The organism is Halomarina halobia (assembly GCF_029338575.1).
Lineage (GTDB): Archaea > Halobacteriota > Halobacteria > Halobacteriales > Haloarculaceae > Halomarina > Halomarina halobia.
The window spans coordinates 1416962-1440336 of sequence record NZ_CP119992.1 but is presented as its reverse complement, the minus strand read 5'-3'; the positions used below and the strand labels follow the sequence as shown (position 1 = coordinate 1440336).

Below are 23375 nucleotides of genomic sequence, written 5' to 3'. Positions count from 1 at the left end.
AACGGTCGGCCGGCGGTGTCCGGACGGCGGCCGACGAAGGCCGTAGTGCTGTCGCCGTGCGCCGGGTCCGTCAGAACGAGGTCACCACTTCGACGCCCTCCGTCTCGTACGCCGTCATGGCCGCAAGTCGCTCCGGCACCTCCTCGAGCGGGACCTCGCGGCTTACCAGTCGCCCCGGATCGACGTCGCCGGACGAGAGGAGGCCGAGGAGTTCGTCGTAGCGCGTCGGCGGCATCCCCCGCGAGCCGTGAAACGACAGTTCGTCCATCGCCATCCGATCGGTCGGGAGCGAGACCTCGCCGCGCTCCCTGTCGGTCGTGAGTCCGATCTGGACGTGTTCGCCGCGTCGTCGGAGGCTGGCGACCGAGTTCCGGCACGTCTCCGCCCGGCCGAGCGCGTCGAGGGAGACGTGCGCGCCGCCGTCCGTGATCGTCCGCACCGCCTCGGGGACGTCGGCGTCGCGCGCGTCGACCGTCCCGTCCGCGCCGAGGCTCGCCGCGCGGTCGAGCGCCGACTCGCGCACGTCGACCGCGACGACGCGAACGCCGAGCGCGTCGGCGACGTGGACGGCCGAGAGGCCGACGCCCCCGCAACCGTGGACGGCTACCCAGTCGCCCGGCGCGAGGGAGACGCGGTGGGCCAGCGCGTGGAACGCGGTCATGAACCGGCAGCCGAGCGCCGCTACGTCGCGAGCGTCGAGGTCGTCGGGGAGGGGCATGGCGTTGTAGTCGGCCCACGGGAGGTGGACCTGCTCGGCGAACGCGCCAGGCGCGTCCGGGTGAAACCCGAGGCCGAGACCGTTCGGGCAGACGTTTCCGTGTCCGTTCCGGCAGAACGGACAGGTTCCGTCGCCCAGGTTGAACGGGAGCGCGACGCGGTCGCCCTCGCGGACCTCGGCGACCCGTTCGCCGACCGCGACGACGGTTCCCGCGGGTTCGTGTCCCAGGATTTGGCCGCGCGGGACGCGGTCGTCGGCCCACTCGCCGTGACCCATCCAGGCGTGCCAGTCGCTCCGACAGACGCCGCACGCCTCGACCTCGACGACGACGCCGTGGGGTTCTGGGTCCGGTCGCGGTACGTCTTCGATGACCAGCGGTTCGCCGTACTCCTCGAGGACGACTGCGCGCATGGTTCGTGACTGCGCAGCAGAGCGGGGTAATCGTTCCGTCCGCGGAGCGTCGACCGCTCCGCTCGAACCGGGGGTATTTTTATCCGCCGCGTCCGCTCCACGGGTATGACAGAGACGGCGTCGGCGACGGACATGGAACTCGGGCTCGCGCTGGTGTTCGGGCTGATCGGACTGGGCGGTGCGGTCGTGATGTACGCGGCCGCGGTCGGCGAGAATCAGGTGCTCTCCGCGTGGGGCTTCGCCGCGGCGATGCTGGCGGGCGCGCTGGCGATCGCCGCGCTGCACGTCTACGATAGGCCCTGACGCGGCCACCGGGGACCGCCGGGCGACGTTCACGGCGCGTGATTCCCGCCCCGCGACGTACGACGCGCGACGAGTCGCTTCGGCGCGCCGACGGGGGTGACGTACGTCGGGCGTGCCTTCCCCCACGGCTCTGTATAATGCCGTAATCGTTAATCCGTCACGTCCCGTAGTGGCCGCATGGCCGAGTTGAGCGAGGAGGATCAGCGCATCCTCGATTACCTGCGCGAGAGCGTCTCCCAGGGAGAGGGGTACTTCCGGGCAAAGCGCATCGCCGACAGCATCGGCCTCACGGCCAAGCAGGTCGGCGCTCGGCTCCCGCGACTCGCCGACTCGACCGAGGAGATCGAGATCGAGAAGTGGGGACGGGCGCGGTCGACGACCTGGCGCGTCACCCTGGGGTAGGACACTTTTTACGGTCGGCGGTGAAGGGCCGGTATGACTGTCCGGGTAGAGCGGACTTTCGAGTTGGACGCGGCACCCGATGACGTGTGGGCCTTCATCTCCGACCCGGAGAAGCGGGCGCGTCCCATCAGCGTCGTCACCGATTTCGAGACCACCGGGGAGCGAACGGCGAGGTGGCACGTCGAACTCCCGATCCCGCTCGTCAAACGTACCATCGCCGTCGACACCCGAGAGACGACCGTCGAGCCCCCGCGCTACGTCCGGTTCGTCGGCCGTTCGAAGGTGATGCGGGTCGTGGGCGAGCACGAACTCGAACCGACCGAGGGGGGAACGCGCCTCACGAACCGGTTCGTGGTCGACGGGAGGCTCCCCGGCGTCGAGCGCTTCTTCAAGCGCAACCTCGACGCCGAACTCGACAACCTCGAAGCCGCCATCCGGGAGGACCTCGGCCCGGGCGTCTGAACCGTCATGCGCCTCGCACTCGCTCAACTGGAGATCGAAGCCGGCGACGTGAGCGGAAACGTCGCCCGCGCGGAGCGCGCCGTCGCCGCCGCCGCCGGCCGCGGCGCGGACCTCGTCGTCCTCCCCGAGGTGTTCACCGTCGGCTACTTCGCGTTCGACGCCTACGCGCGCCGCGCCGAGTCGCTCGACGGTCCGACGCTCTCGCGCCTGGCGGAGGCCGCCCGCGAACACGACCTCGCGATCCTCGCGGGCAGCATCGTCGAGGACCTCTCGACGACCGACGGCGGCCCCGCAGAGGAGGGGTACGCGAACACGTCGGTCTTCCTCGACCGCGCCGGCGAGCGGCGGGCGGTCTACCGCAAGCGCCACCTCTTCGGCTACGACTCCGCGGAGGCGGACCTGCTCGTCCCCGGCGAGTCGACGCCGGTCGTCGACTTCCAGGGGTTCGGCGTCGGGATGACGACCTGCTACGACCTCCGGTTTCCGGGGCTGTACCGCGAACTCGTCGACGCCGGCGCGACCCTCGTCTGCGTTCCGAGCGCGTGGCCCTACCCCCGCGTCGAGCACTGGAGCGTACTCCCGCGCGCACGTGCGATCGAAAACCTACACTACGTCGCCGCGGCGAACGGCTCCGGGAGCTTCGAGGACGCCACGCTCCTCGGTCGCTCGACCGTCTACGACCCGTGGGGCGTCCCCCTCGCCAGCTGCGGCGACGACCCGGCGCTCGTCGTCGCCGACGTGACGGCCGAGCGCGTCGAGTCGGTGCGCGAGGAGTTCCCCGCGCTCCGGGATCGGCGCTGACGCTCTCGGACGAATTCGGGGGCCGTCGATCGAACGGCCGGGGCGATCCGCTCCGCGATCGATCGCCCAATGCTTATATACCATCGCGACCCGAATATCGAGTACCGGACGGGCGCTTTTCTCGTTCGTTCGGTAACGCGGCAACGCACAGGCCGCCATCACGGTCGTCGAGGTGCCCGGACTCGGCGACACTCCGTCCCGCCTCCCCTTTCACTCGCCTCTCCAGTCCACCTGCTCGTCCGCGCGTCCCGAACGGGATCGGTCGTAAGACGAACGAAAACAGGGATGGCACCGCCGACGGCGGTCGGGTCAGTCCTCCTGGGTCTTGATGTCGGCCGAGAGGCCCTGTGCCATCTGGATGTCCTTCGAGTTGTTGAGCGTCCACGCCGTGCGCTCGGTGACCGCCTCGATGACCTCGCGGGCGCTGGGGTAGCCGTTTCCGGACTTCTTCACGCCGCCGAACGGAAGCTGGACCTCCGCGCCGATACACGGGAGGTTGCCGTAGGAGAGGCCGACCTCCGCGCGGTCGCGGTAGTAGTTGATCTGGCGGTAGTCCTCCGCGATGATCGCCCCGGCGAGGCCGTAGGGCGTGTCGTTGTGAATCTCGACTGCCCGCTCGATGTCACCGGAATACTTCATCAGCGCGACGTGGGGACCGAAGACCTCCTCGCGGATGGAGCGCTGCTCGCCCTCGTCGTCGTACTCGATCTCGTAGACGAACGGCCCGACCCAGTTGCCCCCCTCGTGGCCCTCGGGGATCTCCGAATCGTCGAGTTCGGTGCGGTCGACGAGCACCTCCGTGGCCTCCTCGCGCGCGAGGTCGTTGTACTTGCTGATCTTCTCGACGTGTCCGGGCTCGATGGCCGGGCCCATGAACGTGTCCGAGGCGAGCGGATCGCCGACGGAGATCCCCTCCGCGAGCTCGACGAAACGCTCCTTGAACTCGTCGTAGACGTCCTCGTGGACGATCAGGCGCTCCGAGGAGACGCAGCGCTGGCCGGTGGTCTTGAAGCTCGACATGACGGCCGAGTGGACGGCGACGTCGAGGTCCGCCGTCTCGGTGACGACGATGCCGTTCTTCCCGCCCATCTCGCAGGCCGCGAGTTTGCCGGGCTGTTCGGCGACCTTACGGGCGACCTCGTGGCCGACCTCGGCGCTCCCGGTGAACAGGACGCTGTCCACGTCCTCGTGGTCGACGATGGCGGCCCCGGCGTCGCCGAAGCCCTGCACCATGTTGAAGACTCCCTCGGGGATCCCCGTCGACTCGAACATCTCGGCGATGACCTGGCCGCACATCGGCGTCTGCTCGGCGGGCTTCCAGACGACCGTGTTGCCCTCGACGAGCGCGACGGCCATGTGCCAGAACGGGATGGCGACGGGGAAGTTCCACGGCGTGATACAGCCGACGACGCCGCGCGGTTTGCGGCGCATGTAGGCGTCCTTCGCCGGGATCTCGCTCGGAACGACGTCGCCCTTCGGATGGCGGGCGTCGCCCGCGGCCCACTCGACCATGTGCCAGGCCTCGGTCACGTCGGCCCTCCCCTCGCTTATCTCCTTCCCGCACTCCTTCGTGACTACGCGTCCGAGTTCCTCGTGGCGTTCCTTCAGTTCGTGGTAGATCTCCCAGAGGTACTCGGCGCGGTCGATGTAGGACAGCGAGCGCCACTCCTCGAAGGCGCTCTCGGCCGCCTCCACCGCGCGCGCCACGTCCTCGGGCGTGCCGCGTTCGAACGTCGCCAGCGGCTCGCCGGTCGCCGGGTTCACCGACTCGAACGTCTCGTCGCCCGACCCGCCGACGAACTCGCCCGCGATGTAGTGCGCGTAGGTATCCTGAATCTGCTGGCTCATGACGTGGTAAGAATTGCGAGGGAGGAGGCTAAAAACTCACCGTGTTCCCGGGTCGTTCCCGGACCGTCGACCCGCGACGCGGCGGGACCGTCCGGGGACTCGAGGGATACCTAGCCTCAAGACCGCGGGTGTCCTTGGGGCGGTATGAACGGCGACATCGACCTCCCGAAGGACGAGGCGGCGCTCCGGCGAATGCGCGCGGTCGCGCACCTGCTCGACGACGGGTTCCGACTCCCCGGAACGGACTTCCGCTTCGGTATCGATCCGATCCTGAGCGTCGTCCCCGGGAACGCGGGCGACCTCCTCGGCGCGGGTCTCTCGCTCTACATCGTCTACGAGGCGGCCAACCTCGGGGTCCCCTACTCGACGATCGTGCGGATGCTGGCGAACGTGGCCGTCGACGCCGCGATCGGGTCCGTCCCCGTCGTCGGGGCGATCTTCGACGCGGTGTTCAAGGCGAACGTCCGCAACGTCCGCCTCGTCGAGCGGCACCTCGGGCGGGAACCGGACCGTGAGGACGAGGACGGCTCGGAACCGATCCGCATCGAGATCACGGAGTAGGGGCACCTCCGGAACAGTTATCGGGCCGCCCTCGCAGACGGCCCGTGGGGTCCCCTTCCCCCTCCCCTCGATCGCCACCTCGTCTAGACGTCCACGCCGGCGTCCTTCTCGATCTCGCCTTTCACGTTGGCCGCGTCGAAGTCGTGGTCCGGGCGGATGTTGACGAAGTCGAGGAAGTCGCGGGCGGCGAGGAGGACCTCGATCGGGTAGTGCTCCCGGGCGGCGTCGACGGCGGCGCGCCCCCCGATGAGCGGCGCGAGTGCGGCGAGCGCGCAGGCCACGTCGTACGCCCGGGCCTGCTCTACGGCCCCCTCGCGGACGCTCGTGGCGTCGATGAGAAACAGGCGGTCGTCGGCGACGAGGACGTTCTCGGCGCGGAGGTCGCCGTGGGCGAGGCCCGCCTCGTGGACGCGGGCGAGCGACCCGAACAGGTCGGGCGCGTACCGGACGACGTCGTCGGCGTCGAGTTCGTCGAACGTCCGGAACGCCGGGAGGTACTCGACGACGAGCACGCCGAGGCCGTCGTGTTCGAACGCCTCGATCGGTTCGGGGACGTTCACGCCCAGCTCGCGCATCCGCCGGGTCGCGTCCAGTTCGAGTTCGGCCATCTCCAACGGGTCCTCGACGTGCTCGAAGAACCCCGTCCGGCCGCTCGAGAACGCGCCGAGGTTCCGTCCCGTCGTCAGGAGGGCGTGCAACAGCGAGTGCTGCCCGGAGATGACCTTCACGAACCACCGCTCGTCGACCACGCACGGCGTCGACAGCCAGTTGTCGGCCTCGAGGAACTCCACTCGAACCTCGTCCCGACCGTACCGGCGCGCCACCTCGACCATCACCCCCTCCAGGCGCTCCCACTCGATAGTCCCCTTCAACAACCGACGGAAGGCCATGTACGATACGAGACGAGCGCTACGTATGAGTGTGTTGCCCGCGGTGTACCCCGACGTATCGCCGGAACACCGTCCGCCGGACCCTTCCGTTAGCGGTACCGTTCACCGCCCGATACCGTCCGAAGGAGGATACTAACCTTAGAAAGTTTAAGTTATGACTGGACTAAAATTATAATAACAAATTAACCTGCGAAAGAAATACATGGGGAGACATGGATGGGCGATTTGAGTATGGAAGAACTCAAAGAACAGCGTTCCTCGTTCAGCAGGCGACAGTATCTGAAGTCCGCGGCCGTCGCGGCCGTGGGCACGACTCTCGGCGCGACGGCGATGTCGAGCGCCACCGCCCAGCAATCCTCAACGACGCTCCCGACGGGCGAGAGCCGTCCGGCGCTGTTCGTCCACCTGGACGAGCTGGCGGCGGTGAAGGCGCAGGTCGACGCGGGCGCAGAGCCCTGGGCGAGCGCCTACGCCGAGTTCATCGCCGACGCCGACGAATCGCTGGAGGCGAGTCCGCGCAGCGTCACGGACAACGACGGCAGCAACACCTTCGCGAGCGGCGACCCGGGGTCGGGCGCGCGTAGCGACTACACGGCGGCGATCGAGATGGGCGACCGGATCCGCGATCTGGGCCTGGCCTACCAGCTCACCGGCGAGGACAAGTACGCCCGGCAGGCCGTCGAGTTCCTCGATCACTGGTTCCTGAATCCGAGCACGCGGATGCGTCCGGAGAAGACCGACGGGATCGAACTCTACATCACTATCCCGAAGATGTGGTACGGTGCCGAACTCGTCCGCGACCATCCCGCGTGGCAGCGTGGGGACGTCGGCTCGCAGGCCGACCTCGAAGCGTGGACCGCCGACTTCCTCGCGACGCTCCCGACCGGCACGCCCGACTGGATCCAGAACGTCTTCGTCTGGCGCGAGGTCTGTCACGCCGCCGGCGCGGTCTACATCGGCGACACGGACGCCCGCAGCGCGGCGTTCGACCGCCTGCGCGCGGACGCGTTCTCCCAGCTGCGCGAAGACGGGCTCCTCCAGAACGAAATCGAGCGCTCCGAGGGGCTCTCCTACTCGATGTACGCGCTGAAGGCGTTCGTCACCGCCGCCGAGTTGGGTCGGCACAACGGCGATGACCTCTACGGCCACGAGAAGTACGGCGGGTCCGCGATCAAGCTCATGTTCGACGGCTACGTCGAGTACGTCCTCGATCCCCAGACGTTCGACGAACAGTACGGCGAGGCGCGGGGCTTCACGGCCCGCGAGCGCGAGGAGGGGGCGTCGGCGTACGAGCTGGCGTACTCGTACTGGCAGGAGGACGACTACCTCGACGTGATCACGTCCCGGGGCAGCGAGATCAAGAACGAGCCGACGTACGTCGAGCAACATCAGGACGCGATCGACTCGAAGGGCCGGCCCGTCCGCGACGAGCGCCTCCTCGGCTGGACCACCCTCACACACGGAAACCTCTTCGAGGTGGAGCGGTCCTCGGGCGGTTCCGGCGGTTCCGGCGGTTCGAACGACTCCGACGGTTCTGGCGGCTCTGACAGCTCCAACGGCTCCGACAGGTCGAACGGCTCCGGCGGTTCGGATGGATCGAACGGGTCCGGTGGTTCCAACGGGTCCGCACCCGAGGGGCCGGATCGGTCCGGGAACTCGGAGGCTCCCGACGGCCTGGTGGAGTTCCTGGAGGGCGAACTCGGGATCGACGTCGACGCGCTCGCGCGGTACTTCGAGCGGTTGTCCGCCCGCTGACCACGTTCTCGATCCGCCGCGACCGCGGCGTCGTCGGGCAACACTTGCCGGAGCGTTTATCAGCGCTGACACGCGATTCGACGCATGGATTTCAGCCTGCCCGCCGAGCATCGGATGATCCGCGACACGGTTCGCGAGTTCTGCGAGGAGGAGATCGAGCCTGTCGCGTGGGATCTAGAGGAGGCGCACCGTTTCCCCGAGGAGATCTTCGAGGCGCTGGCCGACCTCGACATGATGGGGGTCCCCGTCTCCGAGGAGTACGGCGGCCTCGGCGGCGATCAGCTCATGTACGCGCTCGTCACCGAGGAACTGGGGCGCGTCTCCGGCTCCATCGGCCTCTCATACGCCGCGCACACGAGCCTCGCGACGAAACCCATCGAGTTGTTCGGCACGGACGAGCAGCGGGAGCGCTGGCTCACCCCGCTCGCGACCGGCGAGTACGTCGGCGCGTGGGCGCTCACCGAACCCGGCTCCGGCTCCGACGCGAGCAACATGACCACGACCGCCGAGCGTGACGGCGACGAGTACGTCGTCGACGGGACGAAGCAGTTCATCACGAACGCGAGCGTCGCCGGGTCCGTCCTCGTGAAGGCCGTCACCGACCCCGGGGCGGGCTACGACGGCATCTCGACGTTCGTCGTCGATCCGCGAAACGACGACGGGTTCGAGGTCGTCACCGAGTGGGACAAGATGGGACTCAATGCCTCGCCGACCTGCGAGATCAAGTTCACCGACTGCCGAATCCCCGCCGAGCGCCTGCTCGGCGGGGAGGGCGAGGGGTGGGAGCAGACGATGAAGACGCTCGACGGCGGCCGCATCTCCATCGCGGCGCTCTCGACTGGGCTGGCCCAGGGCGCGTTCGAGGCCGCCCTCGAGTACGCCAAGGAGCGCGAGCAGTTCGGCAAGCCCATCGGACAGTTCGACGCCGTCCGCGACATGCTCGTCGAGATGGACCGGAAGATCGAGCGCGCGCGCCTGCTTACGCACAAGGCGGCGGTCCTGTACGACGAGGGCGAGGACGTCACCCGCGCCTCCGCGCTGGCGAAGTACGACGCGAGCGTGGCGGCCCGCGAGGTGGCCGAGGACGCCGTGCAGGTGCTCGGCGGCTACGGCTACACGACCGACTTCGCGCCCCAGCGGTTCTACCGCGACGCGAAGCTCATGGAGATCGGCGAGGGGACCAGCGAGATCCAGCGGCTCGTACTCGGACGCGAACTCGGGCTCTGAGGAGGTGCCGATCACGTCCACCGTCTCCCCGTCCTCGTCGCGTTCGCGGCCCCCGTCTTCCGTCCCCGTCTCCATCTCCACCTTCGCCTTCACCTCCTCCTTCCGACGCGCGGCCTATCGCCGGCTGTGATACTGGAAGAGCAGCTCCCGGTGTGCGCCGGTCATCGCGCGATCCACGCCGTAGGCGAACAGCGCGAACCCGCCGAGGAAGACCACCCCGCCGACGAGGCTCGTCCACGAGAACGGCGCGAGCGTACCGGTCTCGACGAGCGCGACGAGCCCCCGGCTCGTCCCGTCGAGCGCGGCGAAGAAGGGGTCGCGAGCGACGGCGACGACGGCTCCGCCGACGAGCGCCGCGGCGAGCGCGAGGGCGTGGCGCTCACGCTCGGGGCGGTGCGCGTCGAGGAACGCCCGGAGGACGTCACGGTCGCCGAAGGCCCGCGGGTTGGCGCGGTACTGCCGGACGACCCCGACGCCGACGACGGTCAGGAACGCGACCCAGAGCAGCCCGGCCAGCGCCGTCGAGAGCTGCGCGGCGTCGAACCCCGGGGCGAACGAGCGGATCGCGCCGCCGACGGCTCCGGCGGCGCGGTCGACGACGGCGTACAGGAGCGAGAACCAGACCGCGAGCCACGCCGTTCCCGGCTCCGGCGAGACGACGGCGTGTGAGCGGAGCGGCGGTGCCATACCGCAGGACAGTCACGAAGTGTTATAAGTTTGCGGGCGGAGGGCAACGCGGCGCGGAGATCGAAGGCGACACCGGGAAGTCCCACCCGTCCGGGGATCACGCATGGGCACGCCACTGCCGACGCGTGAGAAGCAGGTCGAGGAGGTCCTTGAGCGACTCTACGAGGAGTACCCCGACTCCACTATCTCGCTCGACTTCACCAACCGCCTCGAACTGCTCGTCGCGGTCGTGCTCTCCGCGCAGTGCACCGACGAGCGCGTCAATCAGGTCACGGCCGATCTCTTCGAGAAGTACCGGACCCCCGAGGACTACGCGAACGCCGACGTGGACGAACTCGACGAGGACATCAGTTCGATCACGTACCACTACAACAAGGCGACGTGGCTCAAGAGCGCCGCGAACACGATCGTCGAGGAGCACGGCGGGGAGATCCCGGACACGATGGAGGAGCTGACGGACCTGATGGGCGTGGGCCGGAAGACGGCGAACGTCGTCCTCCAGCACGGCCACGACACCGTCGAGGGGATCGTCGTCGACACGCACGTCCGGCGGCTCTCGCGCCGCCTCGCCATCACCGAGGAGGAGACCCCCGAGCGGATCGAGCGCGACCTCATGCCGATCGTCCCCGAGACGGACTGGCAGCAGTACACGCACCTGATGATCAGCCACGGGCGGGCGACGTGCACCGCGCGGAACCCCGACTGCGCCGACTGCGTCCTCGAGACGATCTGTCCGTCCTCGAAGCTCGACCACGAGATCGACCTGGCGAGCGGCGAACCCTGGAGCTAGACGATCCCGTACTTGGTGAGGTAGCGCGCCATGCCGACGACGTAGGCGAGCAGCCAGAAGAAGACGTAGCCGAAGACGCCGATGCGAATGCGCCGCCGCCAGAAGCGCATGTTCTCGTCGCCGATCTCGTCGAGCAGTACGTCCTCGTCGTAGTCGTGATAGAGGTTGTGCCGCCACTTCGCGCGGAAGACCCGGACGATGCCCGTCGCGCCGAAGGCGAGCATCGCGTACGCCTGCAGACCGAGGAAGGCGTGGAGCGCGGCGAAGCCGTTCAGCTGCTCGAGAAAGCGGGGGGCCATCCAGCCGAGGAGCGGCACCGTGGTGAGCGTGAGGCCGGTGAGGATGAACTTCAGGTGGTGGACGAGGACGCCCCACGTCACCGCCTCGGCGTCGATCATGATCCACGCGCCGTAGAGGAACAGCGGAAAGCTCAGCGTGACCGAGACGGCGACGATGGTCGCGATCGCCGTCTCGCCGAGGCCGAACATACTCGGAGTTCGACGGGCGAACGCATCAGGGTGACGAAAACGCCGTCGAACGCCGCGCTCGACCGACGCGTCGTCGGAACGTCTATACGACGCCCGACCCTATCCTCGGGCATGGTTGACTCCCGGTCGTCGGCCGGCGAATCCGACGAGGGCGCGGCGGACGCCGAGGGGGGCGTCTCCGAGTCGACGGCGGGCGGGACGACCGACGACGACCTCTCGATCGACGAGCTCCGCGCGCAGGTCGAAGAGCGGTACGACTTCGACGACTTCGGCCCCGAGGACATGGCGCGCATGTCGCCGGAGGAGTGGGAGGCGGTCTTCGACCCCGAGACGTGGATCACGGGTCCCGAACTGCTCGACCGCGTCGAGGCGGACCTGAAGAACCGCGTCGCCGACCGCGACGTGTTCGCGCGCGTCGAGCGTTTCTCCGACCCCGACCGCGTCGTCGCCTACTCCGACGAGGGCTACGCGGTCGTCTCCCTGGACGGGAGCGTCGAGGGGATGGGCACCGTCCTGCGCGACGTGAAGCCGACGGTCGCGCTCTGCTCGATGGACGACTACGAGGTGGCCGAACCGCCCGACGGGGAGACCCTCCCCGGGCCGCTCGAGGTGCCCGAGGGGAGCGGCGAACTCGGCAACCGAATGCTCCAGATCGTCGGCGGCGTCCAGCTCCTGGTGGGGCTGTTCATGTTCGCCGCCGTGCCGCTGTTCGGGGTCGACGTGCTCCTCGGCGTGACGGTGGGGCTCGGCTTCCTCGTCATCGGCGGTCTGCTGTTCCTGCTCGTGGCGAACGCCCGTCTGTCGGATCGCTTCCGCGCCGAGGAGTACCGAAACCGCCTGCGGGCGATCGGGATGGACGCGGACGAACGCCCCGCGTTCGTCGACGAGATCGAGCGCGGCGGGCGTCCCGACCCCACCGACGAACGCTCGGACACTGAGTCCGGCGAGAACGCCGCGTAAGGGCACGAGCGTCCCTCTCGACACGTTCGGTGGGTTTATACGAACCCGGTTCGGAGTGAGATTGTGCATGAATAGACGGGAATTTCTCATGACGGCCGGGGGTACAGCCGGTGCCGTCACGGCTGCCGCCGGGTCAGCCGCCGCCCAGGACGGCGGGAACAACACCACCGGCGGCGGTAACGCCACCGGAGGGAACGCCACCGGCGGCAACGAGACCGGCGGTGGAAACGCTACCGGCGGGAACGAGACTGGTGGTGGCAACGAGTCGGGCGGTGGTGGTGGCGGTGGCGGGAGCGGGCCGATCGACTACGGCGGGTGGCTCGACGACGCCAACGGCTGGTCGGAAGGTGGGACCCAGGACGCGCGCGGTGAGAGCGAGGTGACCGTGCAAGTGGGCGCGGGTGAGGGCGGTCTAGCGTTCGAGCCCGTCGCCGTTCACGTCGACGAGGGCGCGACGATCATCTGGGAGTGGACCGGCGAGGGTGGGAGCCACAACGTCGCGGCCCAGGAGGGGGGTGACTTCTCCTCGGACATCCAGTCGTCGGGCACCTTCGAGTGGACCGCTGAAGGCGGCCCCATCGTCACCTACCAGTGCGATCCCCACGCCGGCCAGGGCATGAAGGGCGCCATCGCCATCGGCGAGGACGTACCGCGAGCGTCGGCCGCGGCGGCGGCCGCCGAACCGGCCGACCCCCACGAGATGGGCGTCCCGTTCCAGCCCCACTTCGTCGGCATCGCGACCATCATGATGATGATCTCGTCGCTCATCTTCACGTTCTACCTCCTGAAGTACGGCGAGAGTCCCAACACGAAGGGTGGTAACTGATGAGTTCCGGAAACAACAGCTACGGAGACATCCACCGCTACGAACCGGCCCGCGAGAGCACGACGGCCGCCATCGCCATCGTGTTGCTCACCATCATCGAGGTGGTGTTCGTCGGGGTGTTCACCTACGGCCTCGCCACGGGCTGGGGTCTCGATCCGTTCGGGAACATGTACCTCGGCGGCCTGCTCGCGCTCATCTTCGTCGACCTCGCGTTCATCCTCCTGCTGTACCGCAAGGAGTTCCTGCCGGACGTGATGATCGTGAAGAAGCGCCGGCGCAAGTGGGAGGACCTCTACGTCCGCGAGGAGGACGTCCACGGCGTCGAGTTCGGCGGCGACGCGTGGGAGAACGTAAAGCGCGCAGTCTACCCCTACTACAAGCGATAACATGGCAGACGACGACAAATATCCGACAGAGACAGGCCGCCGACGCTTCGTGAAGGGCGTCGTCGGCGCGGGAGTGCTCGCCGGCGTCGGGACCGGCGCGGCCGCCGCCCTCGGAACGGCGACCGCACCGACCGGTTCCGGCGGCGGTATCACCGAGTTCGTCGGCATCGAGAACACCGACGGCCCCGCCCCGCGCGGGATGCCGGTCATCCCCGTACAGATCGCCGACAACGGGGACATCCAGGGCCTCTGGCCCGAGGTCAAGACCGTCGAGGAGGCGGGACAGTCGTTCGAGGTCGCCGAGACGGACCTCGGCGGCGTCACGTACTCCTCGGAGTGGTTCCAGTACTGCGGCGTGCAGACGTACGCGGGCATCCAACCCTCCGCCGACCAGGAGAACACGTTCCTCTCGGCGGCCGACTCGCCGTACGAATGGCAGAGCGAGGAGCTCTCGGAGGGCGACCCGCTCAACGTATCGCACTTCGAGGACTACGAGAACTTCGACACCGGCGTCGGCAGCCCGGGTCTCGGAAAGCCGGCGATGGCGACGTGGCGCTCCCAGGACGTCGACGCGGCGGAAACCATCCCCGTGCAGGTCGTGCGCAGCGATGAGGTCATCAAGATGCGTCAGGAGGGCGGCCCCCTCGGCGAGTTCATCAAGGCCGCGACCACCGAGGACGGCTTCATGGCGTGGCTCGACAAGTGTACCCACTTCTGCTGCGTGCCGGCGTTCAAGGCCTACGAGGACAGCGCGAAGTTCGGTGCCGCCGACGAGGTCTACTGTCAGTGCCACCAGTCGGTGTACGCGCCCTTCACCTGGGTCCAGAAGTCCTTCGTCGCGCTCCCGCGACCGGAGGGCGAGGACGGCGGTGGCGGCGGTGGCGGCGGCAACGAGAGTTAAGAACAGTGAAACCGATCGAACCCCAGTGAGTCACCAATTCCCATGAGCCTAGAACGCAAGGACGAGATGGACCACGAGGGCTGGATGGAGAGCAAGGAGCTCTCCCCGGTCGAACGTGGGTACCTGACGGTCCTCATCTGGCTCGACACGCGTCTGCGCATCGTTGACTACCTCGAGATCCTCGAGAACCTCTACTACAAGGTCAACCTCCAGATGCCGAAGAGCCACACCGAACAGTACAACCTCGACAACAAGTTCTGGTACTGGTACCCCCTGTACGCGCTCGGGTCGTTCAGTACCATCGCCTACGTCGTCGCCGCCATAAGCGGGGCGCTGCTCGGGTTCTACTACTCGCCCGCGACGACGGGCGACCCGACGGCGGCGTACAGCTCCATCACCTACATCATGACCGAGCTGAACTTCGGGTTCTTCCTCCGGTCGTTACACCGGTGGTCCGCCCAGGTGATGGTCGCGGCCGTGTTCCTGCACATGCTCCGCGTCTACTTCACCGGCGCGTACAAGGAACCGCGCGAGCTCAACTGGATCATCGGCATCGTGCTCATCTCGCTGACGATGGTCTTCGGGTACACCGGCTACCTGCTGCCGTGGGACCAGCTCGCGTTCTGGGCCGGGCAGATCGGCGTCGAGATGGCCCTGTCGATCCCGCTCGCGGGCGAGTGGGTCGCGCAACTGCTCTTCGGCGGGTTCACGCTGAGCCAGGCGACGCTCCAGCGGATGTACATCCTCCACGTCTTCTTCCTCCCGTTCATCACGACGGCGCTCATCGCCATCCACATCGGCATCGTCTGGATGCAGGGCATCGCCGAGCCCCACTGATCGCTGATCGACGCGGCGTCCGATCGCGATCGGTTCTCCCTTCTCCCCGTCGCCCTCTTCCCCGAGCGGCCGGCGTCGGCCGGCCGTCGTTCGCTTTTCGCGGACCCGCGGGCGACTAACACAACGTTCAAGATTGCCCGCCAGCTAGAGTGGCGTACGTAGACATGCCTCCGAGCGACGATAGCGGCGAGGAGGTTCGAGGCGACGGGACCGGTATTGTCGCCCCGGACGACGAGACGCCCACCTGGAGCGAGCGCAAGGCTCGTACCGAGGGGCTGCCTCGCCTGACGTACGAGTACTTCGAGCGCGCCCGCCGCGAAGACCAGGACCTGCGCACCGAGTCGAGCTACATCGAGCGCGACGTCCTCGGCTTCCCGACGTGGCCCCACGAGATGATTCGCAACCTCGCGTTGACGAGTTTCTTCGTGGGCATGATCATCTTCCTCGCGGCGGCCCTCCCACCGCACATCGACGCCCCGGCGAACCCCAGCCAGACGCCGCCGGTCATCCTGCCCGACTGGTATCTCTACTGGTCGTTCGGCCTGCTCAAGCTCGGCCCGCTCAACCCCGAGATCAGCATGTTGGGCGGGCAGAAGCTGATGGCGGACCGGACCTACGGCGTGCTGGCGAACCTCGTGGTCGTCGGGTTCATCGCCATCGTGCCCTTCCTCAACAAGGGGTCGGCCCGCCGCCCGGTCGAGCAGCCGTTCTGGGCCGCCGTCGGCGTCTTCGGCGTGATCTTCGCGCTGACGATCAGCGTGCTGTCGATCAAGAACCTCGTGCCGCTCGAACCGCACCTGCTGTTCGACCTGACGTTCCTGCTCCCGTTCGTGGGCGGGTTCATCGCCTACGCGGTGCTCAAGTCGATGCGCGAGGGGTACATGTTCGAACTCAACCGGCGGTACTACCGGCTCCGTCCGCCGAAGTGAAGTAAGCGCGAACCCTCCCCTCTCTCATGGCAGACGGACCCGACCAGCCGCGTCGCGGGGCGGACGGCGACGTGGTGGTATCGCTCGATCTCTACAAGACGGTTATCGTCTCCTCGACGCTCGTCGCGGTGGCCTTCATCATCCTCGGGTTCCTGTTTCTCGACGCCGCGACGAACGTCGTCCAGCGGTTCCTGCTACTGGGTCTGCTCGTCGGCGCGGCGCTCCCGCTCGCGCTCTACCTCGGCTACCGCCGACTGCGACGGGCAGCGTCGCTCGGCGAGCGCGTCGTCGTCGGGGCCGTCCTGTTCTACGCGTCGCTGTTCGGGATCCCCGGAATCCTCGGGGCGGCGCTCGGGCTCCGAGCCGTCCTCCCCCCCGTGCCGTTCCTCGTCGAGTCGCTCCTCCAGCGGCTCCCGGTCCCGGCGGGCGTCCTGCAGGTCGCCTTCGCGCTGCTCGGCATCGCCCTCATCGGGGTCGGCGCGGGGACGTACGTCCTCGGGACGCGCTTTCGCACCGAGGGAATGGGAAACCCTAAAGACGACCGTGACTAACGTCCGATAATGGCTGACGAATTCATGAAGGGACTCTCGGCGCTCATCCTCGGCGGGTTCGGGTGGCTCGTCCTCGCCGGGTGGTACAACACGCCGGAGTTCGCGAGCGGCCAGCTCATCACGCCGGCACCGGAGACGCTGACGTTCTACGACCAGATGGGGCTCCTCCTCAAGGAGGGTCTCTTCTACTTCGCCATCCTCGGCGCGTTCACCTTCTGGGTGCTCATCCCGATCGTCCGGAAGGCGATGCAGGCCCGCGCCGGTCAGTAAACCGCCGGGGTACCGACTCTCCGTCTCCCGTTCAGCCCACCGCCGAGCGCCTCGATCGTCCCGCGGTCCGCGTTCGCCCCGGCCGTCGCCCCCGACGCCGAGCGCGCTGCCACAACACATACCACACTAGCGACTGTACCCCACCTATGGGAGTCGAAGATCCGTACGACGGGGAGCCCCCGTACACGTTCGAGTGCACCGAGTGTGGCGAGCGGGTGGAGGCCGATACTCGTCCTGGGCCGTGCTCGAACTGCGGCGGACGGATGCGGAACATCAGTCGTTCGCGCGAGAAGTAGCCCGTCCTCGCGAGAGCAGAGACGGGACAGGGGGAACGCCGGAGGGAGCGACTTCGAACCGGACCGTTCGCGGTTCAGATGATGCTGTTCCAGACGTTCTCGATGAGAAAGAACAGGCCCGTGTAGGCCGCGTACAGCAGCACGAGGACGGACGCGGTGATCGAGCTCTTGGGACGCTCGATGGTGACCTCCCTGCGGGCCTCGACCAGCCGCGCCTCGAACTCGAAGAGGTCGGAGATGACCAGACCCACCACCAGCACCGAGAAGACGATGCCCGCGTGGTACTCGACGGTCGCGAAGTAGAACGCGCCGACGAGCAGCAGGAAGTTCGTCGCCACGCGGAGCGGACTGCGCGCGACGGCGTCCGCGCCGCCGTCGCGCGCCTGCTTGACGTGCGTACTGTGCTCGGCCGCCCGGGCGACCATGTTCACCACCACGAGCGCGAGCAGGACGTATTCGATGTACGGCCCGAGGATGGCGTCGACCGGGCCGAACAGCGAGACCGAGGGTTCCATACGTAGATGGGTGTCGTGCTCCCCTTAGTGTCTTTCCAATCCTCGCCCGTCGGTCGCAAGGAACCGGAGCGATCCGGCGGGCTCGATTCTGACGGGGTCGTTCGGCGCGACCGGGCCCTCCCTGCGGTCGTCGGCGAGCAGTTCGACGGCGGCCTCGTCGCGCTCGACCCGCAGCGTCACCGTCCCCAGCGGCAGGACCCACCGATCGGGGTCGATGGCGAACGGCGCGACGGGGACGACCGCGGCGACGCCGCTGCCGAGCGCGAGCGAGGGACCGCCAGCCGCCCGCGCGTACCCGCGGCTGCCGAACGGGGTGGCGACCACCACGCCGTCGGCCCGGAACCGGGCGACCGTCCGGCCGCCGCTCTCGATCGAGTACTCGGAGATGCGCGCCGGTGAGGCGGTGACGAGCATCGCGTCCATCAGCGCGCGGGTCCGACCGCCCGCGTGGGTGACGGCGACGACCGGGACCTCGACCGTCCGGCTCTGCCCCGCCGCGACGGCGGCGACCGCCCCGGCGACCCGCGCGGGGGGGACGGAGAGGGGCGAGTCCCCGCCGACCGCCAGGACCGGCGCGGGGCAGTCCGGGGGAAGCGACAGGACCGCCCCCTCGCCGACCGCGACGACCGCGTCGAGGTCCGCGGGGAGGTCGCCCGCCGCGACGGGGACGCGCTCCGCGCCCGCGTCCCCGATCGCCTCGGCGACCGCCTCGTCCGCCCCGACGACGCCGAGGCGTGGACGGTCCCCCGGTTCGTCGGCCGCTCGCCCGCTCGCGCCCTCGTCGCTCATTACCGTGACCCTCGCGTCGCCCGTCCAAAAGCGTGACCCACGGCGGCGCTCACGGGAGGTCGCCCGTGATGCGGAGCCCCTCGGCGTGTCCCTCCCGTTCGAGGGCGGCGACGATCTCCTCGCGCGACTGTCTGGCGATCTCGGTGTCCTCCCGCGCGAGGCGGACGACGAGTTCGGTCAGGAGGACGGCACCCTCGCGCAGGTCGCGCGACTCGAGCTTATCGAGCGTGTCGGCGCGGGTGTGGCCCCAGCCCCGGCCCCGGTCGCCCGTCTCGCTCGCGACGTGGTAGGCGGGGACGCCCCCCGCGAGCACGTACGGCCAGTGGTCGCTGTGGGGGCCCTGTCGGGGATTCGTCGCGATCGGGTGATCGAAGTGCTCCGCGACCCCTCGCAGGACGGCCTCGAGGTCGTCGAAGCCGTGGGTGTACGCGGAGAGCGTCCGACCCTGCAGCACGCCGTCGCAGTTGACGACGGCCGTCACCGAGTCGAGGTCGCGCCGCTCGGCGTCGTAGCCCGACCCGCGGAGGCCCACCTCCTCGCTCCCGAAGCAGACGAAGCGGACCGTCGTCTCGAGTTCGTCCTCGCGCGCGGCGAGCGCGTTCGCGAGCTCGACGACCATCGCCGTCCCCGCGCCGTTGTCCATCGCGCCCTCCGCGATGTCGTGGGCGTCGACGTGGCTCGTCACGAGCACCTCGCGGTCGGTCTCGGGGCCGATGAGGGCGTGGACGTTCTGGCTCGTCGCGGGCGTGTACTCGCACTCGACCTCGACTTCGACCTCGCCTCCCGCCCCTGCGCTCCGCCCGTCCGCGCGCCCTCCGGAGCCGTCCTCCGCGCCGTCGAACCACCGGGCGAGGCGCGCGCCGACCTCGCTCGAGACGCCGACGGCCGGAACGTCACCGATGGGAGCGTCGGGCGTTCCGACGCTCCCCGTCGGGGCGAGACAGCCATCGACGTGGTTCCTGAAGACGAACGCCGACGCCCCCGCCCGCACCGCCCGGTAGTACTTCTCCCGGCGGTGGACGAACCGGTCGTAGTAGTCGGGGACGGTGGAGGAGACCATCACGACCGTCCCATCGAGGTCGCGGTCGAAGTCCTCGGGCAGTCCGTACCCGAGGTCGACGAACTCGCCGGTCGCGCTTCCCGAGGGGCTGCGGGGGAGGGCGATGCACGCCTGTTCGGTGTCGCCGGCGCGGATCGCGCTGTCGCCGCGCGTCCAGCCCTGCACCTCGAACTCGTCGAGGTGGGCGTCCCGCGCACCCGCCGCGGAGAGCGCGTCGCGGGTGAGTTCCGCCGCCTCGCGCTCGCCGTCGCCGCCAGCCATCCGGTCGCCGACGTCCACGAGCGCTTCGAGGTGACTCCACCCTGCCCTGCTCGTGAACGTTGCGCCGATCCACTCCGTCATGACCTGGCGTCGGGCGGGCGGGGGCCTAATACTGTCGGACGTACGCCCTTCGAGAATCTCGCTACCCCGGAGTGGCGAGTAGTTTTGCGGGGTTACGTCCGACAGTATAAGCGTTCTGACGTCGCGACCGTCGTCGGAACGGCGAGTTTTTCTGCCCTGCGCGCGACACCCGAGGTAGCATGCGGGACGTCCTCGAAGAGTGGCGGCCGGTCATCGACGCGGAAATCGAGCGTTTGCTCCCCCGGACGATAGACGAGGCGTACCTCTCTGACTTCTTCGGTCCCGCCGTCTACGCGTACGACCCCGGGGCGATCCAGCGGGCGCTCGCCGCGCCGCTCTGGGACCTCCTCGACCGCGGCGGCAAGCGCTGGCGGGCCGTGCTCTTTCTCGTCTTCTGCGAGGCGTTCGGCGAGGACCCGAACGACTACCTCCCCTACGCCTGCATCCCCGAAATCCTCCACAACGGCACCATCATCGTCGACGACGTGGAGGACGAGGCGACGATGCGCCGCGGCGAGCCCGCGCTCCACCACGGCCACGGCGTCGACGTGGCGCTCAACGCCGGGAACGCGATGTACTTCCTCCCGCTCAAGATCATCACTCGCAATCCCGGCGAACTCCAGCCCGCCACTCGATTGGCCGCCTACGAGATGCTCATGCACGAGCTCAACCGGACGCACCTCGGGCAGGGGATGGACATCTGCTGGCACAACGAGCGGGGCGTCGACATCACGGAGGCGGAGTACCTGGAGATGTGCGCCTGCAAGACCGGCTGCCTGGGTCGCATCGTCGCCCGCCTCGCGGCCATCGTCACCGGGCAGGACCGCGAGACCGAGATCGCGGTCGCCCGCTACGCCGAGCGGATGAGCGTCGCCTTCCAGATCGCGGACGACGTCCTCGACGTGGAGACGAGCATGGAGGCCGGCGGGGACTTCGGGAAGGGTGTCGGTAACGACGTCCGCGAGGGCAAGAAGACGCTGATGGTCATCCACGCCGCCGACACCGCCGACCCCGAGGCCGTCGCCCGCCTCGAGGAACTGCTCTGGGCCGAGGAGAACACCGACGAGGAGGTGCGCGAGGTCGTCGAACTGCTCTCCGAGGCGGGGAGCGTCGACTACGCCCGACGGCAGGCGCGCGACCTCGCGGCCCAGGCCCGCGAGCACCTCGCCCCGCTCGACCTCGAACCCGAACCGGCCGAGCGACTCGCCGCGTTCACCCGCTTCGTCGTCGAACGGGAGGCGTGACCGAGCGCGAGCGCGGGCGGGATCGCGGGCGTGCGGGCCGCTCGCGAGTCGCCACGTCTTTAGCGCGCCCGCACCGACCCGCGGGTATGGCCGACTTCGACTTCGACTACGACCTCTTGAAGGAACTGACGGAGACGCGGGGCGTCCCCGGCTACGAGGACCGCGTCCGCGAGATCGTCCGCCGCGAACTCGAGGCGGCGACGGATGAGGTCCGCTCCGACGCGATGGGCAACGTCGTCGGGACGATACGCGGCGAGCGCGACTACGCCGTCGTCGTCGGCGCGCACATGGACGAGATCGGCTTCATGGTCCGGCACGTCACCGACGACGGCTTCCTCCAGCTCGACGCGCTCGGCGGGTGGGACGCCGACGTCCTCCGCGCCCAGCGCGTCACCGTCCACACCGAGGACGGCGACCTGACGGGCATCATCGGCTCGCCCCCGCCGCACACCCAGTCGGACGGCGACGACGACGAGTTCGAGGTCGAGGACGTCTACGTGGACCTGGGCATGGACGGTGACGCCGTGAGGGAGCGCGTCGCGGTCGGCGATCTCGTCTCGATGGACCAGACGACGACCGTCGTCGGCGACCTCGTCACCGGCAAGTCCCTCGACGACCGGGTCTGCCTGTTCGCCGCGCTCGAGGCCGCCCGCCGCATCGAGGACCCGACCGTGACGATCCACTTCGCCGCCACCGTCCAGGAGGAGGTCGGCCTGCGCGGCGCTGCGGCCCTCGGCGTCGACCTCGATCCCGACCTCGCGATCGCGATGGACGTGACCGTCGCGAGCGACCTCCCCGGCGTGGAGAAGGGAGAACACGTCACCCGCCTCGGGGAGGGCGCGGCGATCAAGCTCAAGGACTCGTCGGTCATCACGAACCCGAAGGTGAACCGCCGCCTCCGCGCGGTAGCGGAGGAGCGCAGGATCCCCGTCCAGACGGAGGTCCTGCCCCGCGGCGGCACGGACACGGGGAGTTTCCAGAACTCATACGGCGCGAAGCCGGTCGGCGCGATCTCGATCCCCACGCGCTACCTCCACACCGTCACCGAGAGCGCCCACCGCGAGGACGTCGGCGCGGCTATCGACCTCGCCACGGCGTTTCTCGAGACCGAGACGGGCGAGAACGACTACACGCTCTGAAACCACCTTTTTCTTCGTCGGGTGCGCTCCCTTCGGTCGCGCACCACTCCTCGAAAAATCTGGACCGAAACGGCCGCGGACGCTCGGCCGTCTCGCTCGCCGCGTTCGCTCGCGGGTACAACGGGGGCGTGCGTCCGTGGGGTTCCTTCCCTACTCAAATGTCGAGCGGTTCGAACGCCCGGCTTGGCGGTGGGGGATTCGCGTTCAACTCCCACTCCATACCGAACGCGTCCCGGAGGATTCGGTGGTGGGCCGCGTTCTGCTCGACCTCGCACCCGACCGATTCGGCGCGGTCCGTGATCGCCTCGAACGCCGGTTCGTCGACCGCCAACGCCACGTGATCGACTCTGCCGGCGGAGGGTTCACCATCTGCCTGCGCGACGGCGAGGAAGAACTCGTCCCGACCGAGAAAGGACATCGTCGGCGTGGCTCCCTTCGATATCGCTTCGTCCCACCCGACGCCGTCCGGTACCGTGCCCACGGTGCCGTCGAGCACTCCCTCTCGAAACAGCACCTCCATGTCGAACAACTCCCGATAGAACGCTTCCCCGTCGGGAACGTCGTCGACGAGGAGCACGAGGTGGTGGAGCCCTCGAATTCCCATCGCGAGCGATACTCGACGAGGTGCAATAAAGATTGAGTGACGAGGGGCGGAACCGTCCAGATTCGTCAGCGCTGAATTCAGGACCAGTCGTAGCCCTCGGTGATCTCGACGGCGTCCGTCTCGCCCATATCGATCGGTTCGAGGTCGGCGGCGACGCCGTAGCGTTCTCGCACGATTTCAGCGACGAGACGACCCTCTTCGTCGACATCCCACCGTAGGCGATCGCCCGGTTCGAGGTCGAGGTCCTTCCGCACCGACGCCGGGATCGTGACCGCGTAACTCCCGTTCACCGTCGTCTCGTCGTCCTCGGTCGCCATGTGCGCGAGTACACCCCCCGGACGGATAACGATTCCCCGGGTAATTGTCGTGTGCCCACCCAGCGG

The 23375-nt window shown here is 68.6% G+C and carries 29 protein-coding genes; 19 read left to right on the top strand and 10 right to left on the bottom strand.

What is annotated here, in order from left to right:
- Nucleotides 1-70 precede the first annotated feature (70 nt).
- A complete protein-coding gene (locus tag P1K31_RS07590; RefSeq protein WP_276305681.1) occupies nt 71-1129 on the bottom strand; it encodes a zinc-dependent alcohol dehydrogenase family protein in 1059 nt (352 codons plus the stop codon).
- A gap of 105 nt (nt 1130-1234) precedes the next feature.
- Here P1K31_RS07590 and P1K31_RS07585 point away from each other — a divergent pair, with 105 nt between their 5' ends.
- The 4 genes from P1K31_RS07585 (at nt 1235) to P1K31_RS07570 (ending at nt 3097) form a co-directional block, all read left to right on the top strand.
- On the top strand, nt 1235-1432 hold the full coding sequence (locus P1K31_RS07585; RefSeq protein WP_254543785.1) for a DUF7525 family protein: 198 nt from the start codon (nt 1235-1237) through the stop codon (nt 1430-1432).
- A gap of 177 nt (nt 1433-1609) precedes the next feature.
- On the top strand, nt 1610-1834 hold the full coding sequence (locus P1K31_RS07580; protein WP_276305680.1) for a DUF7123 family protein: 225 nt from the start codon (nt 1610-1612) through the stop codon (nt 1832-1834).
- 33 nt (nt 1835-1867) lie between these two features.
- Complete coding sequence (locus P1K31_RS07575) at nt 1868-2296, top strand: SRPBCC family protein (RefSeq protein ID WP_276305679.1); 429 nt, start codon at nt 1868-1870, stop codon at nt 2294-2296.
- 6 nt (nt 2297-2302) lie between these two features.
- Complete coding sequence (locus tag P1K31_RS07570) at nt 2303-3097, top strand: nitrilase-related carbon-nitrogen hydrolase (RefSeq protein ID WP_276305678.1); 795 nt, start codon at nt 2303-2305, stop codon at nt 3095-3097.
- 309 nt (nt 3098-3406) lie between these two features.
- On the opposite strand, the gene P1K31_RS07565 is transcribed toward P1K31_RS07570, so the two are convergent.
- On the bottom strand, nt 3407-4945 hold the full coding sequence (locus P1K31_RS07565) for an aldehyde dehydrogenase family protein (RefSeq protein ID WP_276305677.1): 1539 nt from the start codon (nt 4943-4945) through the stop codon (nt 3407-3409).
- Nucleotides 4946-5089: 144 nt separating this feature from the next.
- Here P1K31_RS07565 and P1K31_RS07560 point away from each other — a divergent pair, with 144 nt between their 5' ends.
- Nucleotides 5090-5506: a DUF4112 domain-containing protein gene (locus P1K31_RS07560; protein ID WP_276305676.1), complete on the top strand. Its 417-nt coding sequence runs from the start codon at nt 5090-5092 to the stop codon at nt 5504-5506.
- A gap of 83 nt (nt 5507-5589) precedes the next feature.
- Here the strand turns inward: P1K31_RS07560 and P1K31_RS07555 are convergent, their stop codons facing one another.
- On the bottom strand, nt 5590-6396 hold the full coding sequence (locus P1K31_RS07555; protein WP_276305675.1) for an RIO1 family regulatory kinase/ATPase domain-containing protein: 807 nt from the start codon (nt 6394-6396) through the stop codon (nt 5590-5592).
- Between the two features lie 231 nt (nt 6397-6627).
- On the opposite strand from P1K31_RS07555, the gene P1K31_RS07550 reads away from it, so the two are divergent.
- Nucleotides 6628-8151 (top strand): alginate lyase family protein, encoded by a 1524-nt coding sequence (locus P1K31_RS07550; protein WP_276305674.1) that lies wholly within the window; start codon nt 6628-6630, stop codon nt 8149-8151.
- 84 nt (nt 8152-8235) lie between these two features.
- Complete coding sequence (locus P1K31_RS07545; RefSeq protein WP_276305673.1) at nt 8236-9378, top strand: acyl-CoA dehydrogenase family protein; 1143 nt, start codon at nt 8236-8238, stop codon at nt 9376-9378.
- 114 nt (nt 9379-9492) lie between these two features.
- Here the strand turns inward: P1K31_RS07545 and P1K31_RS07540 are convergent, their stop codons facing one another.
- The gene (locus P1K31_RS07540; RefSeq protein WP_276305672.1) at nt 9493-10065 is read right to left on the bottom strand and encodes a hypothetical protein; all 573 of its coding nucleotides are present in this window, start codon (nt 10063-10065) and stop codon (nt 9493-9495) included.
- Nucleotides 10066-10168: 103 nt separating this feature from the next.
- On the opposite strand from P1K31_RS07540, the gene nth reads away from it, so the two are divergent.
- Nucleotides 10169-10855 (top strand): endonuclease III, encoded by a 687-nt coding sequence (gene nth, locus P1K31_RS07535; protein WP_276305671.1) that lies wholly within the window; start codon nt 10169-10171, stop codon nt 10853-10855.
- Here the strand turns inward: nth and P1K31_RS07530 are convergent.
- On the bottom strand, nt 10852-11343 hold the full coding sequence (locus P1K31_RS07530; protein WP_276305670.1) for a DUF7321 family protein: 492 nt from the start codon (nt 11341-11343) through the stop codon (nt 10852-10854). The genes nth and P1K31_RS07530 overlap by 4 nt on opposite strands.
- A gap of 111 nt (nt 11344-11454) precedes the next feature.
- Between P1K31_RS07530 and P1K31_RS07525 the strand changes: the two genes are divergently transcribed.
- The 9 genes from P1K31_RS07525 (at nt 11455) to P1K31_RS07485 (ending at nt 17299) form a co-directional block, all read left to right on the top strand.
- The gene (locus tag P1K31_RS07525; RefSeq protein WP_276305669.1) at nt 11455-12303 is read left to right on the top strand and encodes a DUF7319 domain-containing protein; all 849 of its coding nucleotides are present in this window, start codon (nt 11455-11457) and stop codon (nt 12301-12303) included.
- 67 nt (nt 12304-12370) lie between these two features.
- Entirely contained in the window at nt 12371-13129 is a 759-nt protein-coding gene (locus tag P1K31_RS07520) for a halocyanin domain-containing protein (RefSeq protein WP_276305668.1), read from the top strand.
- On the top strand, nt 13129-13515 hold the full coding sequence (locus P1K31_RS07515; RefSeq protein WP_276305667.1) for a DUF7318 family protein: 387 nt from the start codon (nt 13129-13131) through the stop codon (nt 13513-13515). The genes P1K31_RS07520 and P1K31_RS07515 overlap by 1 nt, the downstream gene beginning before the upstream one ends.
- A gap of 1 nt (nt 13516) precedes the next feature.
- Nucleotides 13517-14416: a ubiquinol-cytochrome c reductase iron-sulfur subunit gene (locus P1K31_RS07510; RefSeq protein WP_276305666.1), complete on the top strand. Its 900-nt coding sequence runs from the start codon at nt 13517-13519 to the stop codon at nt 14414-14416.
- 42 nt (nt 14417-14458) lie between these two features.
- Nucleotides 14459-15253, top strand: coding sequence for a cytochrome b (locus P1K31_RS07505; protein WP_276305665.1), 795 nt, complete (start codon nt 14459-14461; stop codon nt 15251-15253).
- Between the two features lie 164 nt (nt 15254-15417).
- A complete protein-coding gene (locus P1K31_RS07500) occupies nt 15418-16182 on the top strand; it encodes a cytochrome b family protein (RefSeq protein ID WP_276305664.1) in 765 nt (254 codons plus the stop codon).
- 26 nt (nt 16183-16208) lie between these two features.
- On the top strand, nt 16209-16733 hold the full coding sequence (locus P1K31_RS07495; protein WP_276305663.1) for a DUF7315 family membrane protein: 525 nt from the start codon (nt 16209-16211) through the stop codon (nt 16731-16733).
- Nucleotides 16734-16742: 9 nt separating this feature from the next.
- Nucleotides 16743-17003, top strand: a complete 261-nt coding sequence (locus P1K31_RS07490) for a DUF7314 family protein (RefSeq protein WP_276305662.1) — start codon at nt 16743-16745, stop codon at nt 17001-17003.
- Between the two features lie 146 nt (nt 17004-17149).
- Entirely contained in the window at nt 17150-17299 is a 150-nt protein-coding gene (locus tag P1K31_RS07485) for a rubrerythrin-like domain-containing protein (RefSeq protein ID WP_276305661.1), read from the top strand.
- A gap of 74 nt (nt 17300-17373) precedes the next feature.
- Here the strand turns inward: P1K31_RS07485 and P1K31_RS07480 are convergent, their stop codons facing one another.
- From P1K31_RS07480 to P1K31_RS07470, 3 genes are read right to left on the bottom strand one after another with little or no spacing between them, the layout of a single operon-like run.
- Nucleotides 17374-17814, bottom strand: coding sequence for a DUF7313 family protein (locus P1K31_RS07480; RefSeq protein WP_276305660.1), 441 nt, complete (start codon nt 17812-17814; stop codon nt 17374-17376).
- 24 nt (nt 17815-17838) lie between these two features.
- A complete protein-coding gene (locus P1K31_RS07475; RefSeq protein ID WP_276305659.1) occupies nt 17839-18603 on the bottom strand; it encodes an NAD(+)/NADH kinase in 765 nt (254 codons plus the stop codon).
- A gap of 49 nt (nt 18604-18652) precedes the next feature.
- Nucleotides 18653-20005, bottom strand: a complete 1353-nt coding sequence (locus tag P1K31_RS07470) for a M28 family peptidase (protein WP_276305658.1) — start codon at nt 20003-20005, stop codon at nt 18653-18655.
- 179 nt (nt 20006-20184) lie between these two features.
- Here P1K31_RS07470 and P1K31_RS07465 point away from each other — a divergent pair, with 179 nt between their 5' ends.
- Complete coding sequence (locus P1K31_RS07465) at nt 20185-21249, top strand: polyprenyl synthetase family protein (protein WP_276305657.1); 1065 nt, start codon at nt 20185-20187, stop codon at nt 21247-21249.
- Nucleotides 21250-21335: 86 nt separating this feature from the next.
- Nucleotides 21336-22388: a M42 family metallopeptidase gene (locus P1K31_RS07460; RefSeq protein ID WP_276305656.1), complete on the top strand. Its 1053-nt coding sequence runs from the start codon at nt 21336-21338 to the stop codon at nt 22386-22388.
- Between the two features lie 154 nt (nt 22389-22542).
- Here the strand turns inward: P1K31_RS07460 and P1K31_RS07455 are convergent, their stop codons facing one another.
- Both P1K31_RS07455 and P1K31_RS07450 read right to left on the bottom strand, forming a co-directional pair.
- Nucleotides 22543-22992 (bottom strand): VOC family protein, encoded by a 450-nt coding sequence (locus tag P1K31_RS07455; protein ID WP_276305655.1) that lies wholly within the window; start codon nt 22990-22992, stop codon nt 22543-22545.
- Nucleotides 22993-23069: 77 nt separating this feature from the next.
- Complete coding sequence (locus tag P1K31_RS07450) at nt 23070-23309, bottom strand: AbrB/MazE/SpoVT family DNA-binding domain-containing protein (protein WP_276305654.1); 240 nt, start codon at nt 23307-23309, stop codon at nt 23070-23072.
- Between the last annotated feature and the right edge of the window lie 66 nt (nt 23310-23375).